Source organism: Pseudonocardia endophytica, from assembly GCF_004339565.1.
GTDB classification, from domain to species: Bacteria; Actinomycetota; Actinomycetes; order Mycobacteriales; family Pseudonocardiaceae; genus Pseudonocardia; species Pseudonocardia endophytica.
In genome coordinates, this window is the sequence record NZ_SMFZ01000002.1 from 2374495 (window position 1) to 2392591 (window position 18097).

At 72.7% G+C, this 18097-nt stretch carries 22 protein-coding genes; 17 read left to right on the top strand and 5 right to left on the bottom strand.

The window, feature by feature from the left end:
- The first annotated feature begins 17 nt into the window (after nt 1-17).
- The 3 genes from EV378_RS29955 (at nt 18) to EV378_RS29965 (ending at nt 1727) form a co-directional block, all read left to right on the top strand.
- Complete coding sequence (locus EV378_RS29955; protein ID WP_132430714.1) at nt 18-842, top strand: enoyl-CoA hydratase/isomerase family protein; 825 nt, start codon at nt 18-20, stop codon at nt 840-842.
- Between the two features lie 184 nt (nt 843-1026).
- Nucleotides 1027-1458, top strand: a complete 432-nt coding sequence (locus EV378_RS35630) for a nuclear transport factor 2 family protein (protein WP_165922549.1) — start codon at nt 1027-1029, stop codon at nt 1456-1458.
- Nucleotides 1455-1727, top strand: a complete 273-nt coding sequence (locus tag EV378_RS29965) for a nuclear transport factor 2 family protein (protein ID WP_243653834.1) — start codon at nt 1455-1457, stop codon at nt 1725-1727. The genes EV378_RS35630 and EV378_RS29965 overlap by 4 nt, the downstream gene beginning before the upstream one ends.
- 62 nt (nt 1728-1789) lie before the next feature.
- Here the strand turns inward: EV378_RS29965 and EV378_RS29970 are convergent, their stop codons facing one another.
- Nucleotides 1790-2380 carry a TetR/AcrR family transcriptional regulator gene (locus EV378_RS29970; protein ID WP_132430717.1) on the bottom strand — a complete coding sequence of 197 codons (591 nt, stop codon included), beginning with the start codon at nt 2378-2380 and terminating at the stop codon, nt 1790-1792.
- A 56-nt stretch (nt 2381-2436) separates the two neighbouring features.
- Here EV378_RS29970 and EV378_RS37165 point away from each other — a divergent pair, with 56 nt between their 5' ends.
- From EV378_RS37165 to EV378_RS29995, 6 genes are all read left to right on the top strand, one after another.
- Nucleotides 2437-2529, top strand: a complete 93-nt coding sequence (locus EV378_RS37165; RefSeq protein ID WP_424511260.1) for a putative leader peptide — start codon at nt 2437-2439, stop codon at nt 2527-2529.
- Between the two features lie 80 nt (nt 2530-2609).
- Nucleotides 2610-3131 carry a DUF4242 domain-containing protein gene (locus tag EV378_RS29975; RefSeq protein WP_132430718.1) on the top strand — a complete coding sequence of 174 codons (522 nt, stop codon included), beginning with the start codon at nt 2610-2612 and terminating at the stop codon, nt 3129-3131.
- Nucleotides 3128-4159: an acyl-CoA dehydrogenase family protein gene (locus tag EV378_RS29980; protein WP_132430719.1), complete on the top strand. Its 1032-nt coding sequence runs from the start codon at nt 3128-3130 to the stop codon at nt 4157-4159. The genes EV378_RS29975 and EV378_RS29980 overlap by 4 nt, the downstream gene beginning before the upstream one ends.
- Nucleotides 4135-4878: an ABC transporter ATP-binding protein gene (locus EV378_RS29985; RefSeq protein WP_132430720.1), complete on the top strand. Its 744-nt coding sequence runs from the start codon at nt 4135-4137 to the stop codon at nt 4876-4878. Before EV378_RS29980 ends, EV378_RS29985 begins: the two co-directional genes overlap by 25 nt.
- A complete protein-coding gene (locus EV378_RS29990; RefSeq protein WP_132430721.1) occupies nt 4878-6065 on the top strand; it encodes an ABC transporter substrate-binding protein in 1188 nt (395 codons plus the stop codon). The genes EV378_RS29985 and EV378_RS29990 overlap by 1 nt, the downstream gene beginning before the upstream one ends.
- Nucleotides 6062-6844 carry an ABC transporter permease gene (locus tag EV378_RS29995; protein ID WP_132430722.1) on the top strand — a complete coding sequence of 261 codons (783 nt, stop codon included), beginning with the start codon at nt 6062-6064 and terminating at the stop codon, nt 6842-6844. The genes EV378_RS29990 and EV378_RS29995 overlap by 4 nt, the downstream gene beginning before the upstream one ends.
- A 45-nt stretch (nt 6845-6889) precedes the next feature.
- On the opposite strand, the gene EV378_RS30000 is transcribed toward EV378_RS29995, so the two are convergent.
- Genes EV378_RS30000 through EV378_RS30010 form a run of 3 tightly spaced genes read right to left on the bottom strand, consistent with a single transcriptional unit; the run spans nt 6890 to nt 9607 of the window.
- Entirely contained in the window at nt 6890-7717 is an 828-nt protein-coding gene (locus tag EV378_RS30000; RefSeq protein WP_132430723.1) for an ABC transporter ATP-binding protein, read from the bottom strand.
- Nucleotides 7701-8741 (bottom strand): taurine ABC transporter substrate-binding protein, encoded by a 1041-nt coding sequence (locus EV378_RS30005; protein ID WP_132430724.1) that lies wholly within the window; start codon nt 8739-8741, stop codon nt 7701-7703. Before EV378_RS30005 ends, EV378_RS30000 begins: the two co-directional genes overlap by 17 nt.
- Nucleotides 8738-9607, bottom strand: coding sequence for an ABC transporter permease (locus tag EV378_RS30010; protein ID WP_132430725.1), 870 nt, complete (start codon nt 9605-9607; stop codon nt 8738-8740). The genes EV378_RS30005 and EV378_RS30010 overlap by 4 nt, the downstream gene beginning before the upstream one ends.
- A 605-nt stretch (nt 9608-10212) precedes the next feature.
- Between EV378_RS30010 and EV378_RS30015 the strand changes: the two genes are divergently transcribed.
- From EV378_RS30015 to EV378_RS30050, 8 genes are all read left to right on the top strand, one after another.
- On the top strand, nt 10213-10794 hold the full coding sequence (locus EV378_RS30015; RefSeq protein WP_132430726.1) for a peroxidase-related enzyme: 582 nt from the start codon (nt 10213-10215) through the stop codon (nt 10792-10794).
- A gap of 26 nt (nt 10795-10820) precedes the next feature.
- Nucleotides 10821-11432: a peroxidase-related enzyme gene (locus EV378_RS30020; RefSeq protein ID WP_132430727.1), complete on the top strand. Its 612-nt coding sequence runs from the start codon at nt 10821-10823 to the stop codon at nt 11430-11432.
- A 10-nt stretch (nt 11433-11442) separates the two neighbouring features.
- Nucleotides 11443-12621, top strand: coding sequence for an acyl-CoA dehydrogenase family protein (locus tag EV378_RS30025; RefSeq protein WP_132430728.1), 1179 nt, complete (start codon nt 11443-11445; stop codon nt 12619-12621).
- The gene (locus EV378_RS30030) at nt 12618-13370 is read left to right on the top strand and encodes an SDR family oxidoreductase (protein WP_207908898.1); all 753 of its coding nucleotides are present in this window, start codon (nt 12618-12620) and stop codon (nt 13368-13370) included. The genes EV378_RS30025 and EV378_RS30030 overlap by 4 nt, the downstream gene beginning before the upstream one ends.
- The gene (locus EV378_RS30035; protein ID WP_165922550.1) at nt 13367-13843 is read left to right on the top strand and encodes an LLM class flavin-dependent oxidoreductase; all 477 of its coding nucleotides are present in this window, start codon (nt 13367-13369) and stop codon (nt 13841-13843) included. Before EV378_RS30030 ends, EV378_RS30035 begins: the two co-directional genes overlap by 4 nt.
- A complete protein-coding gene (locus EV378_RS30040) occupies nt 13840-14991 on the top strand; it encodes an LLM class flavin-dependent oxidoreductase (protein WP_165922551.1) in 1152 nt (383 codons plus the stop codon). The genes EV378_RS30035 and EV378_RS30040 overlap by 4 nt, the downstream gene beginning before the upstream one ends.
- A 233-nt stretch (nt 14992-15224) precedes the next feature.
- Nucleotides 15225-16403: an LLM class flavin-dependent oxidoreductase gene (locus tag EV378_RS30045; RefSeq protein WP_132430731.1), complete on the top strand. Its 1179-nt coding sequence runs from the start codon at nt 15225-15227 to the stop codon at nt 16401-16403.
- Nucleotides 16400-17731 carry an MFS transporter gene (locus tag EV378_RS30050; protein WP_132430732.1) on the top strand — a complete coding sequence of 444 codons (1332 nt, stop codon included), beginning with the start codon at nt 16400-16402 and terminating at the stop codon, nt 17729-17731. Before EV378_RS30045 ends, EV378_RS30050 begins: the two co-directional genes overlap by 4 nt.
- 64 nt (nt 17732-17795) lie before the next feature.
- Here the strand turns inward: EV378_RS30050 and EV378_RS30055 are convergent, their stop codons facing one another.
- On the bottom strand, nt 17796-18095 hold the full coding sequence (locus EV378_RS30055; protein WP_132430733.1) for an ArsR/SmtB family transcription factor: 300 nt from the start codon (nt 18093-18095) through the stop codon (nt 17796-17798).
- Nucleotides 18096-18097 lie beyond the last annotated feature (2 nt).

An 18097-nucleotide genomic window follows, 5' to 3' on the forward strand; every position in this document is an offset into this window, starting at 1 on the left:
ACGTCGAGGAGGAGCCGGTGCCGGAGACAGACCCGCAGGATCGAGCCGAGGTGCGCCTGGAGCGCGAGGGACCGATCGCGTGGCTGACGTTCGACCGGCCGGAACGACTCAACGCCCTGTCGATGGCGATGCTCGACGAGCTGGCCGACCACCTGGCCGATCTGGAACGCTCCGACGCCCGCGTCGTGATCCTGCGCGGCGCCGGCAAGGCGTTCTCCGCCGGGTACGACGTCTCCAGCGACTCCGAAGAGGTCGGCGACGCGCACACCCGCAGCTCTGTCGCCGATCGCGACCGCCAGGCGACCTACATCGACCGGTTCACCCGGATCTGGCGCCACCCCCAGCCGGTCATCGCCGCCGTGCACGGCTACTGCATGGCCGGTGCGACCCAGCTCGCGTTGTTCTGCGACATCACCGTCGTCGCCGAGGACACCCAGATCGCCGCCTCGCCCGCGGTTCCGTTGGGCGGCGGGTTCATCTCGCCACTGTGGTCGTTCCAGGTCGGCCCGCAGCGAGCCAAGGAGATGTCGTTCGTCGCCGGTCGACGCATCGACGGGCGGACCGCCGTCGAGTGGGGGTTCGCGAACTCGGCCGTCCCCGCCGCCGACCTCGAGCAGCACGCCCGGGATCTGGCGCTGTCCATCGCGAAGACCCCCGCCTCGATCCTGCGCATGAAGAAGCTGGCCATCAACCGGGTGCAGGAGATGAACGGCTTCCTGACCGTCGCCGGCATGGGTGCCGACACCGACGCGCTCATCCACACCACCCCGGACGTCGCCGAGATGCAGGAGCTCGTCAAGGAGATCGGCCTCAAGCAGGCCATCGCCCACTTCCGCGGATGACCCGCGGGCCGAGCCTCCCCTCGGTCCCGTCACCCACCGACAGGCACGGAGAACCACGCCATCGGCGCGACATCACCGACCCCTACCGAACGAAGGAGCTCCTGACGATGGCCGGACGACTCGAGAACAACGTCGCCTTCGTCGCCGCCGCGACGCTGCCCGTCGACGCAGGCGCGCTACCGAAGTGAGGGCACCGGCTGACCTGTACGGCCGGTACGCCCACCTCTACGACGACGGACACGCCGAGCAGTTCGCGGACCTGTTCACCGACGACGGCGTGTTCGCCGTCGCCGGGCGCGAGCCGGTCCGCGGCCGAGCCGCCATCGCTCGGGCGGCCCGCCGCGGGCGAGACGCGCTGCCCGGGGTGCGCCACCTGGTCTCCAGCGTCGCCGTGGAGACGGCAGCGGACGGGGCCACCGCGTCGGGCCGTGCCTACGTACAGGCCGTGCAGATCGGGGACACCTCGGTCCTGCTCGTCACCCTCGGGATCTACGACGACCGGTTCGTCCGCGACGGGGACGGGAGCTGGCGCATCGCCGAACACCGGTTCACGGCACTCACGTCGAGCGGCCTTCGTGGCGCGACGCTCGCCGAGGCCGCACCGAGCAGGTGGTGACCTACAAGAACGGCGATCCCCGCACCAGGCACCTGATCACCAACCAGCTCATCGAGCTCGACGGCGACACCGCCCGCTCGCGCTGCTACTTCACGGTGCTCCAGCGGGCGACGGGCCACGACTACCAGATCGTGGTCGGCGGTCGGTACCACGACCGATTCGCCAAAGTGGACGGTTCATGGCGGTTCACCGAGAAGGTCATCCAGGTCGACCACCTCAACCGCATCGAGCTGCACTTCGCCATCGCCGAGACCCGGAGCACGTCCTGACCCTGCGCCTGGACGACCTCCCGGACGGGGCGGTCGGACCAGACGGGCGGGGGAGCGCGTCCTCAGGGTGCGGGTGATGCCGAGAGGACCATCTCGTCGACGAGAGCGGCGGCGTTGGTGATCGGCGACGCGTCCCGGACCGCCTTGCTCCCGACCAGCGCGCCGTCGTAGATCAACTGAATCCTGGCGGCGAGTGCCCGCGGGTCGGGTACTCCGATCTGTTCGAGGGCGGCGACGAGCTCGTCGACGAGCCACTGCCGGTGGTCGAGCACGACCCGACGAACCGGATGGTCGTCATCGGGAAACTCGGTCAGGGCGTTGACGTAGAGACAGCCCCGATAGTTCCGGCGCTCGGCCGAGGTGGCCGCCGACGTGAACACGGCACGGATCCGGCCGAGAGGGCGCCCGCCGAGCTCGCGGACGGCGTGCGCGTACGCGGCCCGGTCGCGTCGGTCGGTGCGTTCCAGGTACGCGACGACGAGTGCGTCCTTGGAGCCGAAGTGCTGGTAGAGGCTGGCGCGGGCGACGTCGGCCTCGCTGATCAGCCGGTCGATGCCGACCGCCCGGATCCCCTCGCTGTCGAACAACTCGGCCGCGGAGTCGAGCAGACGGTCGGCCGGGGGAGCGCCGTCCTGTTTCCCGCGGGTGGGCATGACGATCAGCCTAGACCATTGACAGACCGACCGATCTATCTATTACCGTTGGGGCCGTGAGCCCCGTCCGTCTCGTGCAGCGTCGCCATGTCGACCTGCTGCGGGTCGCCGCCGCGGCATGTCCGGGCTCACCTCTCCGGGCGCGCTGAGACCGCCGACGCCCGACTTCCTCCCGTCGCCGCGCCCTGTCGTGCGTGGCCGGGTCCTCTCATGCGCTGGAGGTCGTCCCATGTCGCTGTTCCTGTACGAGTTCGTCCCGTCCCGTGGCGACGTCGACGGCGTGACCGCGCTGCTCGCGGACATCGACAAGGCCGCCGCGAACGCCTCCGGCGAACTGATCGAGTCCCAGGTCACGGGCAGCTACTCGACCGTCTATGCGGTCGTCGAGGCGGACGCTCCGGACGGAGCACTCGCGCAGGTGCCGTCCGCGGCGAGCGTGACCGGTCCGGACGAGGTGCGGCTGGTCGGGGCCGACCTGGCCGAGCTGAAGGCGGCCCGGCCCACCGCGGGCTGGCTCGTCGAGTGGGACCTGCCGGACGGGCTGGACATGGACACCTACCTGGCGCGCAAGAAGTCCAAGGCTCCGCGCTACGCCGACGTGCCGGAGGTGAGCTTCCTGCGCACCTACGTCCGTGAGGACATGGCCAAGTGTCTGTGCTTCTACGACGCCGACGACGAGGACACCGTGCGTCGCGGACGCGCGGCCGTCGACACCCCGATCGACCGCCTGTACGCGCTGGAGCAGCGATGACCGCGGCCTTGTCCACGTTGGACGGCATCGCGGACCGGTTCCGGGACGACGCCGCCACGGTCGACGGTCCGGGCGGGGACGTCCGGCCGGGCCTGCGCCGCCTCGGCGAGGCGGACCTGCTCGCACCGGAGGGCAGCGGCCTGCCGCACGCGGTTGCGCTCGTCGAACGGGTCGCCGGCGAGTGCATGAGCTCGGCGTTCTCGTTGTGGGCGCACCGGATGGTGATCGAGTACCTGACCAGGGGAGGATCGGGCGAGAGCCGGCTCGGGGCCGACCTGCGTGCCGGGCGCGAGATCGGCTCGACGGCCATGGCTCCGGCGCTGCGCGATCTCGCCGGACTCGAGCCCGTCCCGGTCGTCGCCACGCGAACCGCGTCCGGGCTGCGGCTCGACGGGCCGATCCGGTGGGCCTCGAACCTGTTCGACGGTGCCGTCGTCGTTCTGCCGGTGCGCCTCGGGTCCGAGGGGGACGGCCGCGCGGTGGTGCGGATCCGGACGGGCGACCCCGGCGTGACCGTCGACCCGGGCCCGACGCTGATGGCGCTCAACGGCACCGCGTCGTCCTCGATGCGCCTCGACGGCGTCGAGGTCGGTGCCGACGCGATCCTGTCCGATGACCTGAGCGCCTTCGTCGGCGGTGTCCGGCCCGCGTTCCTGCTGGTGCAGAGCGCGTTCTGCTCGGGGCTCGCACGGCGGTCCGCGGCCGAGGCGGAGCGGCGCGCCACCGGCGCCAACGTCGAGCTGGCCCCGGACGCGGCCGCGGTGTCCGGGAGGGCCGCGGACGTGCACCGGAGGCTGCACGCGGCAGCCGCCGACCCGTCGTCGCACACGCCGGCCGATCTGCTCCGGATCCGCCTCGACGCGGCGGGCGTCGCGACCGACGCGACCCGGCTGGAGTCCACGGTCCGCGGTGGTGCCGGCTACGTGGCGGGCAGCGATGTCGCCCGGCGGCTGCGCGAGGGCGCGTTCCTGCCGATCCAGTCTCCGACGGAAGGACACCTGCGGTGGGAACTGTCGCGCTCCGCCTGACCGACGCGGCCAAGCACTACGGCGACCGGACCGTCCTGGACGCCCTCGATCTCGACGTCGCCCGCGGCGGCCGACTGGTCGTGCTCGGCCCGAGCGGCAGCGGCAAGTCGACGTTGCTGCGCCTGCTCGCCGGGCTCGAGACGCTCGACGGCGGCGAGCTGACCCGCCCGGACGGGCAGGGCGCCGTCACCGCGACCGTGTTCCAGCAGCCGTTGCTGCTGCCGTGGCTCGACGTCGCCGGCAACGTCGCGCTCGGTGGCCGGTACCGGGCCAACCGCGGCCGCTACGACGACGCTCGCGCGCGCGACCTGCTCGATGTGTTCGGCATCGCGGAGCTGACCGCGTCCCGGCCCGACCAGCTGTCCGGCGGGCAGGCCCAGCGCGTCGCGATCGCCCGCGCGATGGCGATCGGACCGGACATCCTGCTGCTCGACGAGCCGTTCGGCGCACTCGACCCGGCCACCCGCACGCACCTGCAGGAGTGGTTGCGCGACACCGTCGTCCGGCTCGGCGTCACGCTCGTGCTCGTCACCCACGACGTCGACGAGGCGCTCTACCTCGGCACGACGATCACGGCGCTGGACGGGGCGGGCGCGACCGCCGGAACCTGGTCTCCCGATCCGGTTCCGGACCACGACGACCTGGCGTCGCACCCGCTGCGACCGGAGCTGCTCGCCAGCTACCGGTCCCAGGTGGACACACTTCCCGCGGCCGGCTGATGGCCGCGATCAGCCGACGCACGCTGCTCGGCGGTGCCGTCGCGCTCGGCGCCGCCGGTGGACTGGCGGGTCTGGCCGACCTCGTCACCGGCGACCGCCCGACCGCGCGGTCCGGTCCGTCCGCGGCGGGCGGCGGCGTGCTGCGGATCGGGTACCTCCCGATCACCGACGCCTCGCCGTTGCTCGTGGCCCACGCGCAGGGCCGGTTCGACCGGGCCGGGGTGCGGGCGGTCCGGCCCGTGCTGTTCCGAGGATGGGAGTCGCTCGCGCAGGCGTTCGTGGCGGGCGAGCTCGACGTCGTACACCTGCTGATGCCGTTCGCCGTGCAGCTGCGCTACGCGCTCGGTGCGCAGGTCCGGGTGCTGGCCTGGAACCACACCAACGGCTCGGCGCTCACCGTCGGCCCACGGGTGCGCGACCTGAGCGACCTGGCCGGGACGACGGTCGCGATCCCGTTCTGGTGGTCGATCCACAACGTGATGCTGCAGCGCATGCTGCGCGAGGCCGGCCTGCGGGCCGTCGTCCGCGACGCACCGTCCGCAGTGGACCGGACGGTGCGCCTGGTCGTGCTGAGCCCCGCCGACATGCTGCCCGCGCTGCACACCGGCACGATCTCCGGCTACATCGTCGCCGACCCGTTCAACGCCGCAGCCGAGATCCGCAAGGTCGGGCGGATCGCGCGCTTCGTCGGCGACGCGTGGCGCCAGCACGCGTGCTGCGTGGTCGTCGCACGCCAGGACCTGATCGACTCGGCACCGGAGGTCGTGCAGGGCGTGACCGACGCGCTGACCGGGGCGCAGCAGTGGGTCGACGGCCACCGGCCGGAGACGGCCGGTCTGCTGTCCGGTGGGAAGTACCTGCCCCAGCCGCAGCCGGCGATCACGAGGGCGCTGACCTACGACCCGTCCCACTACGCCGCCACGCTGCAGAACCCGGACTGGGGTGGCCAGCGGATCGGGTTCGCCCCGTTCCCGTTCCCGACCTACACCGCGGCGCTGGTGGACGCCATGCGCGACACCGTCGTCGACGGCGACACGACGTTCCTGCAGGGACTCGACGGCGCACACGTCCACGCGGACCTGGTCGACGACCGGTTCGTGCGCAGCAGCATCACCGCCCTCGGCGGGCCCGGTGCGTTCGGGCTGCCCGCCGACCTGACCCGCACCGAGGAGCTGGCCCGCACATGACCACGGTGACCCGTCCCGCACGCCCTGTCGATCGACCCGTCCCGCGGTCGCGGCCCCTGCTCGTCCCGGCCGCCGGCGTGGCGGTGGCCGTCGCGCTGTGGTGGTTCGCGACGACGGTGCTCGTGTCGCCGCCGTCGCTGCTCGCGGCGTTCGCGCCGCAGAACGCGCTGCCCGCCGTCGTCGACCTGGCGGCGAGCGGGGTGCTGCTCGACGACGTCGCGACCAGCCTGTGGCGCCTGCTCGTCGGGCTGCTCGTCGCATCGGTGCTCGGTGTCGGTATCGGCCTCGCGGTCGGCTCGTTCGGGCGGCTCGACGACGCCACCCGTCCGGTGTTCCAGTTCCTGCGGATGATCTCGCCGTTGTCCTGGGCGCCGGTGGCCATCGGCGTGTTCGGCATCGGGCACCGGCCGGTGTTCTTCCTGGTCGCGGCCGCCGCGGTCTGGCCGGTCGTGATGAACACGGTGGCCGGTGTCCGGTCCGTCGACCCCGGTCACGTGCTGGCCGCGCGCTCGCTCGGCGCGACGCCGTTCGAGACGCTGACCAGCGTCGTGCTGCCGACGATCCGTCCGCACGTGCTCACCGGGCTGCGGCTGGCGCTCGGCATCGGGTGGGTGGTGCTCGTGCCTGCGGAGATGCTCGGCGTGACGTCCGGACTGGGCTACGAGATCCTCAACTCCCGCGACCAGCTCGCCTACGACAAGGTCATGGCCGTGATCCTGGTGATCGGGCTGCTCGGGTACCTGCTCGACACCGCGGCGCGCCGGGTGCTGCGCGGGTGAGCGGGTCGCGCGGCCGGGGGAGTGCCCGGCCGCGCGACCCGCGGCTCAGCCGCCGGCGGCTGCGGCCTCCTTGACGGCCGACCCGACCCGAGCCCGCAGCTCCGCATACTCCGGGGAGCCGCGCAGCTCGTCCGGGTCGACCCCGGACCGGGGCAGCGGTACGGCCAGGTCCAGCGCGATCCGCCCCGGCCGCGCCGAGAGCACGACGATCCTCGAGCCGAGGAACACCGCCTCGTCGGCGCTGTGCGTGACGAACACGCTGGTCTGGCCGGTCTCGTGGCTGACCCGGCGCACGTCGTCCTGCAGCCGCTCGCGGGTCAGCGCGTCGAGCGCCCCGAACGGCTCGTCGAGCAGCAGCAGCGACCGGTGCGCGGCCAGAGCCCTGGCGATCGCGACGCGCTGCTGCTGGCCGCCGGAGATCTCCCAGATCTTCCGGTCCGCCGTGCCGCCCAGCCCGACCCGGTCGAGCAGGCCGTCGCGGGCCGTGTCGCGGTCCGCACCGTCCACGTCCGCGTACTTGAGCGCGAGGTCGATGTTGCCGCCGACCGACCGCCACGGGAACAGGCGTGGCTGCTGGAACACCACGCCGGCACTCTTCCCCGGCACCGGTGCCGCGCCGGCGACGGTCACCGTGCCCTCCGTCGGGCTCTCGAAGCCGGCGACGAGACGCAGCAGCGTGCTCTTGCCGCAGCCGGACGCGCCGACCAGCACGAGGAACTCGCCCGGCGCGACGGTCAGGTCGATCGGTCCGAGCGCCTGCACCCGCTCCCTGCGGCCGGGGTAGGAGTGCGTGACGCCGGACACCGCGATCGCCGGCGTGCCGTCCGCCGCGGTCCGCGCGTCCGCGGAGGACACATCAGCCTTGGAGGACATTCGGGAGCCCCTTCGTGTAGATGGCGTCCTGGAACGTGGAGAGCGGCGGAGCCGAGGGGATCTGCTTCTGCTCGGCGAGGAACTGCGCGGCGCTCTCCAGGTTCTTCGCGAGGTTGCCGGGCTTGCCGTCACTGCCCAGCCACTCCGCGGAGCCGAGCTGCTGGGGCGTCAGGAACACGCCCTGCTTCAGCTGGTTCGCGGCGTCCTCCGGCGTCGCACCGATCTCCTTCGACACCGCGTCCGCGGCGCCCGCCGGATCGGTGCGGATCGTCTCCAGCCCACGGGCCTGGACCTTGCGCCAGGTGTCGACGACGTCCGGGTGCTGCTCGGCGAACGAGCGGGACACCACGCCCAGATCGAGGGTGGGCTTGCCGGCCGTGGCCAGCTGGCGGCTGGCGATCAGCTGGGTGCCGGACTTGCGGAGCTGGTCGAGCGTGGGCAGCCAGGTGTAGACGGCGTCGACGTCGCCGCGTTCCCACGCGGCGAGCGAGGCCTGCGGCTGCAGGTCGACGAGCTGGACGTCCTTCGCCGTCAGCCCGGCCTGGCTCAGCGCGGCCAGCAGACTGTAGTGCGACGTGGACGCGAACGCGGTCGCGATCCGCTTGCCGCGCAGCCCCGCGACGTCCTTGACGCCGGTGGCGTTGCGGGCGACGAGTGCCTCGTTGTCGCCGGCGACGTCGAGCACGAACGCGACCTGGTAGGGGATGTTCAGCGGCGCGGACAGTCCCCGGGCGACCGGGCTGGAGCCGATCGCTCCGAAGTCGATCTGGTTGGCGACGAATGCGGTGTTGATGTCCGCGCCGGAGTCGAACTTCGTCCACTGGATGTTGTAGTTCGGCAGCGCGTCCTCGAGCCAGCGGTTGTGCTTGACCACGAGGTCGCCGCTGGGGAACGACTGGTAGGCGAGCCGGATGGTCGGCTTGTCGGCGTCCTGACCGGCCGGGCCGATCGCGCAGCCGGACAGCAGACCCAGCGCGGCGACGCCCGCGCCCAGCGCGGCGGCGAGTCTGGATCGGATCCTCATGCTCTTCCCCTCCACGGGACGGTGCGACGTTCGACGGCCCGCAACAGGGCGTCGATGACCAGGCCGGAGATGCCGATGGCGAAGATGCCGACCAGCACGACGGGCGTGTTGTTGTAGTTGCTGGCGTCCTTGACCATCCCGCCGATACCCGGGATGCCGTTGAACAGCTCGGCCGCGACCACGGACGAGTACGCGATGCCGACGGCCAGCCGGATGCCGGTGAACGTCTCGGGCAGAGCGGACGGGACGATCACGTCCCGGACCACCTCGGCGCGCGACGCGCCGAGCGCACGTGCCGCCTCGACGAGACCGAGCGGCGCGGCGGCGACGGCGGCCGTGGTCGCGACGGCGGCGGGCGGGAACGCGGCCAGCGCCAGAAGCGTGATCTTCGGGGCCTCGTCGATGCCCAGCCAGATCACCAGCAGGAAGAAGTAGGCCAGCGGCGGCAGCGCCCGCAGGAACGTCAACCACGGCTCGAGCACGCGGCGGACCCAGCCGACGGTGCCCATCAGCAGGCCGATCACGACGCCGACCACCACACCGGCGACCACACCGGCCAGGACGCGCCGCAGCGTCATGTAGAGGTGCTCCCAGAGCAGGAAACCCTGGTAGCCGCGGGTGCCGTCGTGGGTCGTCGACACCTCGAGGAACGCCCGCCACACCGTGGACGGGTAGGGGACGAACGTCTCGTTCCAGAGCCCGCTGGCCGCGGCGAGCTGCCAGACGACCAGGAACACGAGCAACGAGACCAGCGGCAGGACGGTCGCGCGGAGATCGAATCGTGGTGCGGGTCCGCGGACACGGCGGTCCGCGGGCGCCGCGGGGGCCGCGTCGTCCGCCTGCGGCGTGTCGGTGGGTGCGGTCATGGAGAGGCCTCTCGGGAACGCGCGCGGGCGCGCGGAGCAGGGGGCGTCGCCGGGCGACCGCACGCGGACGCCCGGGAACGTCCCGGGTGAGGTGGGGGAAGGAGATCCGGCGGGGCGGCGTCGTCGCGGACCCGCCGACGGGGCCGATCAGGCCGCCGGACAGGTGACGGTGGTCAGGCGGCAGAGGTCGACGGTGAGCCGTCGGACCAGCCTGGTGTGCGTCACGAACAGAAGTAGTACGTGATCGCGGCGAAACCGACAAGGCCGGTAGCCCTCCCGCTCCCGGGCCGTGATCGAGGCCGACGGGCTGCGCGCACTGCTCCCGCCGTCCCGGGAACCGTCGGTCCCTTGATTACGGCCGCGCGACTCGGTTACTGTCGGCGTCGTGGCGAATCGACCGGTGCTCACATCGCGCCTGCACATCGATTTCTGCCGCATCTTTTCCGCAGGTTGTTGATCTTGCGATCCCTGCTCTCCTGAAACGCGCTCTCAGCTGCGGCTGAGCGCGTCCTCCACGCGTGACCGAACGCTTCTTCCTGTTTCCGTGAAATGGCTGTCGTCTCTGTACGACGACGGTCGATTCCGCCCTGCCGGAAAGGAATCCGATGACCGCCGAGGTGCTTTCTTCGACGACCATCTCCCGCCTGCGCGTCCCCGAGATCGACGAGCTCCCGGCCGCCCTGCGCGACCAGATCTCGTCGCTGACCGCGCAGCTGGGCTACACCCCGAACTGGGTCCGCGCGTTCGCGCTCGGCGGCGCCCACGCGGCCCGGTTCAACGCCTACCTGCTCGCGCTGCTCGACCCGAACGGCGGCCTCCTGCCCTATGTGGACCGGGAGATCCTCGCGACCGTCACGTCCGCCGAGAACGGCTGCAGCTACTGCCGTCTCAACCACGCCGGGAGTCTCGGTGAAGCGCTGGGCGACAAGAGGATCGGCACCCGCGTCGCGATCGACTACCGCGAGGTCCGTGAGCTCTCCGCCCGGCACCGCACGCTCGCCGGGTTCGCGAGCAGGCTGGCCCTGCACCCGACCGACGTGACGGACGCCGACATCGAGGGCCTGCGCGAGCTCGGCCTCGACGACGAGCAGATCTACGAGGCGATCCAGGTCGTGGCCGCGTTCGTCGCGGCCAACCGCTTCTCGATCGTCCTGCAGGTCACACCGGACGACCAGTTCTTCGGCTGAGCAACCCCCCATACCAGGAGACGATCATGACGACACTCGAGACGAAGCCCGGCGCTCGCATCTCCCGCCTGCGCGTCCCCGCCCGCGAGGAGCTGTCCCCGGCGATCGCGACCTTCTTCGACCGGACCGAGGCCGCCGAGGGGCACGTCCCGAACTGGCTGTCCGCGTTCGCTCTCGGCGGCGCGGGCTTCACCCGCCTCAACGACTACCTGTTCCCGCTGCTGCTGGGCTCGCCGGACAGCAAGGCCCAGCTCACGCTGCGCGAGCGGGAGATCCTCGCGACCGTCGTCTCGGTCGCGAACCGGTGCAGCTACTGCCACGCCCTGCACGTCGACGGTCTCGGAAAGGTGCTCGGCGACCACCGCCTCGCCCACCGGATCGGCCTCGACCACCGCGAGGTCGAGGAGCTCTCCGACCGGGAGCGGCTGCTCGCCGATCTGGCGGTCACGATCACGCACACGCCCGGTGAGGTCTCCGACGCCCGGATCGACGAACTGCGCGCCGCCGGACTGTCGGACGAGGACGTCTACGAGGCCGTGCAGATCATCTCGATCATCAACGCCACCAACCGGATCGCGATCGCGCTCGGGGTCCTCCCGGACGCCGAGCTGTTCGGTGCACCGTCCACGAACGACTGAGCAGGATCCGATGACACTCACGACCGGGCCGGACACGGCCACCCGTCGTACCCCGCTGGACGACGCGCTGCTGGCGGCCGTCCACACACGCGCCCCGCACTACGACCGCGAGAACCTGTTCTTCACCGAGGACCTCGACGCGCTGCGCGAGGCCGGGCACCTGCGCGGGCCGGTGCCCGAGGAACTCGGCGGGCTCGGCCTCACGCTCGACGAGACCGCCCACGTCCAGCGCACGCTCGCGTACTGGGCACCCTCGACGGCGCTGGCCACGACGATGCACCTCTACTGGGTCGGGAACGCCGCCGACCGGTACCGCTCCGGCGACCACCGCCAGGAGTGGCTGCTGCGGGAGGCCGCGGCGGGCAAGGTGATCGCGGCCGGGCACGGCGAGCCGGGCAACGACACCGCGATCGACGACTCCACCACGGCCGCCGTCCCGGTCGATGGCGGTTACCGGATCACCGGGCACAAGATCTTCACCTCGCTCGCCCCGGCCTGGGACTGGATCGGCATCCACGCCCGCGACGACTCCGACCCGGACCACCCGCGGCTCGTGCACGGCTTCCTGGCCCGGTCCGACGAGGGCATCGAGACCGTCGAGACCTGGGACACGCTGGGTGTGCGCGCCACGGCGAGCCACGACACCGTGCTGCGCGACGTGTTCCTCCCGGCCGAGCGGGTGATCGAGGTCCAGGACCTCGGCACGCCGCCGTCGCCCGCCGTGGCCGGGATCTTCGCCTGGGTGCTGCCGCTGCTGGGCAACGTCTACTACGGCATCGCGCGCCGCGCGGTGGACGTCGCGCTGGAGACGGCGGGGAAGCGCACGGCGGTGAGCCGCGGAGGCGCGCCGGTCGCGGAGAAGCCGTTCGTCCAGTACCACGCCGCCGAGGCGGAGCTGCTGCTCGAGGGCGTCGTCGCGCAGCTGGACACGCTCACCCGCGAGCTCACCGACGGCGTCGACCACGGCGACCGCCTGCTGGTGAAGCTGTTCGCGGCCAAGGAGAACGGAACCCGGGCGGCGCAGAAGGCCGTCGACCTCGCGCTGGAGATCGGCGGCGCGGGGTCGATCGCCAAGCGCAGCGAGCTGGAGCGGCTCTACCGCGACGTCCGGGCCGGCACGTTCCACCCGCCGAACTCCGACTTCGTCCGCGACGTGATCGGCAGGACCGTGCTGGGCCTGTTCCCGTGAGCGTGTTCGCCGACGACGCGCTGGCCGCACGCATCGTGCTCGTCTCCGGCGCCGCGCGGGGGATGGGTGCCGAGCACGCCGCGGCCGTCGTCGCGGCGGGCGGCCGGGTCGTCGTCGGCGACGTCGACGGCGAGGGGGTGCGTGCCGTCGCCAAGGAGCTCGGTACGTCCGCGCTCGCGGTCGACCTCGACGTGACCGAACCGGACGACTGGTCCGCCGCCGTCCGGGCCGGTGAGGAGGCGTTCGGGCCGTTCACCGGTCTGGTCACGAACGCCGGGATCTTCGGCGACGGCGGCACGGCGGACGTCGGGCTGGAGGCGTTCCGGCAGGTGCACCGCGTGAACGTCGAGGGCACGTTGCTCGGCATCCAGGCCGTCACGCCGAGCCTGGTGGCGGCAGGCGGCGGGAGCATCGTGACGATCTCGTCGGTCGCCGGCCTGATCGGGATCGGAGACCATGCGGCGTACGTGAGCAGCAAGTTCGCCGTCCGCGGGCTGACGAAGGCGGCCGCGCTGGACCTCGGCCCGCACGGCATCCGGGTCAACTCCGTCCACCCCGGACGGATCTCGACGTCGTTCATCGAGGGGCTGGGCTCCCCGGTGCTGCCGAACCAGATCGTGCGCGAACCAGGTCTGCCGCACGACGTGAGCGAGCTCGTCGTGTTCCTGCTGAGCCCGGCGTCGCGGTTCTCCACCGGATCCGAGTTCGTCGTCGACGGCGGACGCTACGTGGGGGAGTACCGCCCGTGAGCGAGTTCGACGAGCTGGCCGAGCGCGTCGCGGGCCTCGAATGCGGCGGCGCGGACACGCACGTGCTCGACGCGCGTCCGGACCCGTTCGTCGTCGCAGCGGCGCTCGCGATGCGCACCACGCGGATCCGGCTCGTGGTGCCGGTGGACACGGCCGACGTGCACCCGTACACGGTGGCGCGCAGGCTCGCCGCCCTGGACAAGATCAGCGACGGCCGGGTGTCGTGGGCGCCGCACGACACCGATCCGCGCCGGCGGGCCGAGTCGGTCCGGATCGTCCGCGCGCTGCTCGGGTCGTGGCAGCCGGGCGCGGTCGTGAACGACACGGCGGCCGGTGTGCACGTGGATACCAGCCGGGTGCTGCCGGTCCGGATCGCCGGGGCGTTCTGGGCGACGGACTCCGCGCTCGACGTGCCAGCCGGGCCGCAGGGCATCGTGCCGGTGGTCGACGTGGCGGTCGTGGAGCCGGCGTGACGCTGCGCCTGTTCGCAGAGTTCCACCACAGCGGCGACCACGAGGCGGCGTGGCGGCTGCCGACCGCGCAGCCGGAGCGGATCGCCGACGCCGGCTACTACGTGGAGCGCGCCCGGCTCGCCGCACGCGGCGGGTTCGACGCTGTGTTCTTCGCCGACTTCCCGGGCTTCGATCCCGCTGTGCGCCATCACATCCGCTGGCCGTTCGAGCCGACCGTGCTGCTCGGGGCCGTCGCCGCGGCGGTACCGGACGTCCGGCTCGTCGCGACGGCGTCGACGGTGTTCTCGACGGCCGACCGTCTCGTCGACACGTTCGCCGCACTGCAGCGCGTCAGCGGTGGGCGGGCCGGATGGAACGTCGTCACCGCGGGGTCCCCGACGGCCGCGCGGGCACTCGGGATCGACGCGCTGCCGCCGCACGACGAGCGCTACGACGCCGCCGACGCCGTCGTCGCGGACTTCCGCGAACGCTGGGACCCCGACGTGCCGAGGCCGCTGCTCGTGCAGGCGGGCGCCTCCGACCGCGGCCGGGAGTTCGCGGCCCGGCACGCCGACGTCGTGTTCGCCGCGACCCCGACGCTCGCCGACGGGCGGGCGTTCCGCGACGACCTGCACCGCAGAGCCGCGACGTACGGACGTCCCCCGCCGCTGCTGCTGCCCGGGTTCCTCGTCACCCTCGGGTCCACGGTGGACGAGGCACGTCGGCTGCGCACGCGGCTGGACGATCTGCTCACCGACCCGAACCTGGCGGGCCTGCTGCGCGGCTTCGGGATCGAGCCTCCTGCGGCCGGACTGGACGCACCGCTGCCCGCGGACCTCGCCGACCCCTCGTTCGGCGGGATCCGCAGCCGCGCACCGGTGCTCGCGGCGATCGCCGCCCGGCTCGGCCCGTCGACGTCGCTGCGCACGCTCGCCCGGCACGTCGCGGGCAGCCGCGGACACCTCCAGCACGCCGGGACGCCCGAGGAGATCGCCACGATCATGGGCGAGTGGCACGCCGCGGGCGCCGCCGACGGGTTCGTGGTCAAGTTCTCGCACAACCCCGGCGGCGCAGAGGACTTCGTCGACGGCGTCGTGCCGGTTCTGCGCCACCGCGGGCTGCTGCGCCCCCGCGACGTCGGGACGCCGGTTCCGACGGCCGGGTGGTGAGGTCGCCGACGGCGGCCCACCGCCGCCGTTCGGGAGGTCGGCGGAGCCGTCCCGGTCTCCTCGATCACAGCCGTGCGGTCCGGGTTGCCATCGGCACCGGTAGATGCTGGTGTCGACACCGATGGGAACGAGTGAGCTGACCCGGCGCCGGTGGGTCGACCTCGGCCGCCTGCGCTCGGCGTGCTGTCCGGCCTGACGCCGCCACTGCCCACCCTCGCTCCGAAGGACCCGTCATGCCCGCGCTCACCCTGCACTGGTTCCTGCCCACCAACGGCGACGGCCGTCAGCTCGTCGGGGGAGGCCACGGCGTCGGTACCGGCTCGGCCGGGGCGATCCGCCCGGCGTCGATCGAGTACCTGACCCAGGTCGCCCGTGCCGCCGAGCAGGTCGGCTTCGAGGCCGTGCTGACCCCGACCGGTCTGTGGTGCGAGGACGCCTGGCTGACCACCGCCATGCTGATCGCACGGACCGAGCGGCTGAAGTTCCTGGTCGCGTTCCGGCCCGGCGCGCTGTCCCCGACGCTGGCCGCCCAGCAGGCCGCGACCTACCAGCGTCACTCCGGCGGCCGGCTGCTGCTCAACATCGTCACCGGTGGCGAGTCGTTCGAGCAGCGCGCGTACGGCGACTTCCTGGACAAGGACGGTCGCTACGAGCGCACCGATGAGTTCCTCCGGGTGGTCCGCGCGTTGTGGCGCGGCGAGACGATCGACCTGGACGGCAAGCACGTGCACGTCGAGGGCGCGTTCCTGGACCGGCTGCCGGACCCGGTGCCGCCGGTGTACTTCGGGGGGTCGTCACCGATCGCGGGCGAGGTCGCCGCCGAGCACTCCGACGTGTACCTGACCTGGGGCGAACCACCGGAGCAGGTCGCGGACAAGATCGCCTGGGTCCGGAGGTTGGCGGCCGAGCGGGGCCGCACGGTGCGGTTCGGGATCCGGCTGCACGTGATCACCCGTGACACGGCCGAGGAGGCGTGGGCGCAGGCGCAGTCGCTGCTGTCCGCGCTCGACGAGGACACGATCGCCGAGGTGCAGGCCGGGCTCGCGCAGAGCGAGTCGGTCGGGCAGCGGCGGATGCGGGAGCTGCACGGCGGGCGCCACGGCGGCGACGCGCGGAGCCTGGAGATCGCGCCCAACCTGTGGGCCGGGGTCGGGCTGGTCCGCGGCGGGGCCGGCACCGCGCTCGTCGGCAGCCACGCCGAGGTCGCCGACCGGATCGCCGAGTACCACGAGATCGGCATCGACGAGTTCGTCCTGTCCGGCTACCCGCACCTCGAGGAGGCGTGGTGGATGGGCGAGGGCGTGATGCCGATCCTGCGCCGGCGCGGGCTGTGGGAACCACCGGCCGGAGGTGGTCTCGCCGAGGACGCTCCGCGCTCGGTCCCGTTCGCGGCCGTCCGGCCGGGCCGGTGACCGCGGCCGTATCCGACCGTCGTGAGCAGGGCGCCGGACCGCGCACGGTCCTGGCCGCCAGCCTCGTCGGCACGACGGTCGAGTGGTACGACTTCTTCCTCTACGCCACGGCTGCGAGCCTGGTGTTCCCGAAGCTCTTCTTCCCGGTCGGCAACGAGACGGTCGGCTCGCTGCTGGCCTTCGGCACGTTCGCGGTCGGGTTCGTCGCCCGGCCGCTCGGTGGCCTGATCTTCGGGCACATCGGTGATCGGCTGGGGCGCAAGCGGACCCTCGTCGCGACGATGGTGCTGATGGGCGTCGCGACGGCGCTGATCGGCCTGCTCCCGTCCTACGCGTCGATCGGTATCGCCGCACCGGTCCTGCTGGTGGTGCTGCGAATCCTGCAGGGCATCGCCGTCGGCGGGGAGTGGGGTGGCGCGGTGCTGCTGGCCGTGGAGAACGCGCCACCCGGCCGTCGCGCGACGTACGGCAGCGTCCCGCAGATCGGGCTCGGGCTCGGTCTGGCGCTCGGTACCGGGGTGTTCGCGCTGCTCGGCGAGGTGCTCGACGAGCAGACGTTCCTGTCGGTCGGCTGGCGGGTCGCGTTCGTGCTCAGCGTGGTGCTCGTCGCCGTCGGGCTCCTGGTGCGGCTGCGGGTGCTGGAGACCCCGGAGTTCCGGCGGCTGCGCGACAGCGGTGCGACGGCGGCGGTGCCGGCCGTGCAGGTGTTCCGCACCCGCGCGCACCGGCGCGGCGTCGGCGCCGGGATGCTGGCCCGCTGGGCCGAGGGCGCGGCGTTCAACACCTGGGGCGTGTTCCTGGTCACCTACGCCACCGCGACGGTGAAGGTGGACAAGGTCGTCGTGCTGCTGGCCGTCACGGCGGGAGCGCTGCTGATGGCGGTGCTCGTCCCGGTCGCGGGCGTGCTGGCCGACCGCCACGGCCGGCGCCGGGTGTTCGGCGTCGGGGCGGCCGGGTTCGGGCTGACCGTGGTGCCGTCGTTCCTGGCCGTGCAGACCGGCGTCCCGTGGCTGGTCGTCACGGTGATCCTGCTGCAGCTCGGCGTCTGGTACTCGCTGATGACCGGCGCGGAGTCCACGCTGTTCGCCGAGCTGTTCGACACCGACGTCCGCTACACCGGCATGTCCCTGGTCTTCCAGGGCTCCGGGATCTGGGCGTCCGGTCTGACGCCGGTGTTCCTGACCGCGCTGCTCGCGTTCGGTGGCGGCGCTCCCTGGTGGGCCGCGGGCTACCTCGCGCTGACCGCGGTGATCAGTGTGGTGGCCGTCGCGGTGATGCCGCGCTGGATCGGCTGGCGACCGGCGTGGACCCGCGGCGATCGATGGTGACCCCACCCGGTCGGGCCCGCACGACCGCGGTTCGCGCCCCGCAGCGTGTGGCGCTCGGACCGCCTCAGATCCGTTCGAGCAGCTCGTGGGCCCGGCGCAGACCGTCCGCGCTGCGCCGGTGGTAGTTCCAGCCGGTGATCCGCTCGGACTCGACCAGACCGGCACGACGCAGGACCTCGAGGTGGCGCGACGCCGTCGGTGCCGCGATGCCCGCCTTCTCGGCGATCAGCGACGCGCACACGCCTGCCGGGCCGAGGTCACCGTCCCGGCGGGAGACGAAGTGCGTGTCCGGGTCCTTGAGCCAGTCCAGGATCTCCACCCGGGTCCGCGACGCCAGTGCCTTGGCCACCTCGACGACATCCACCT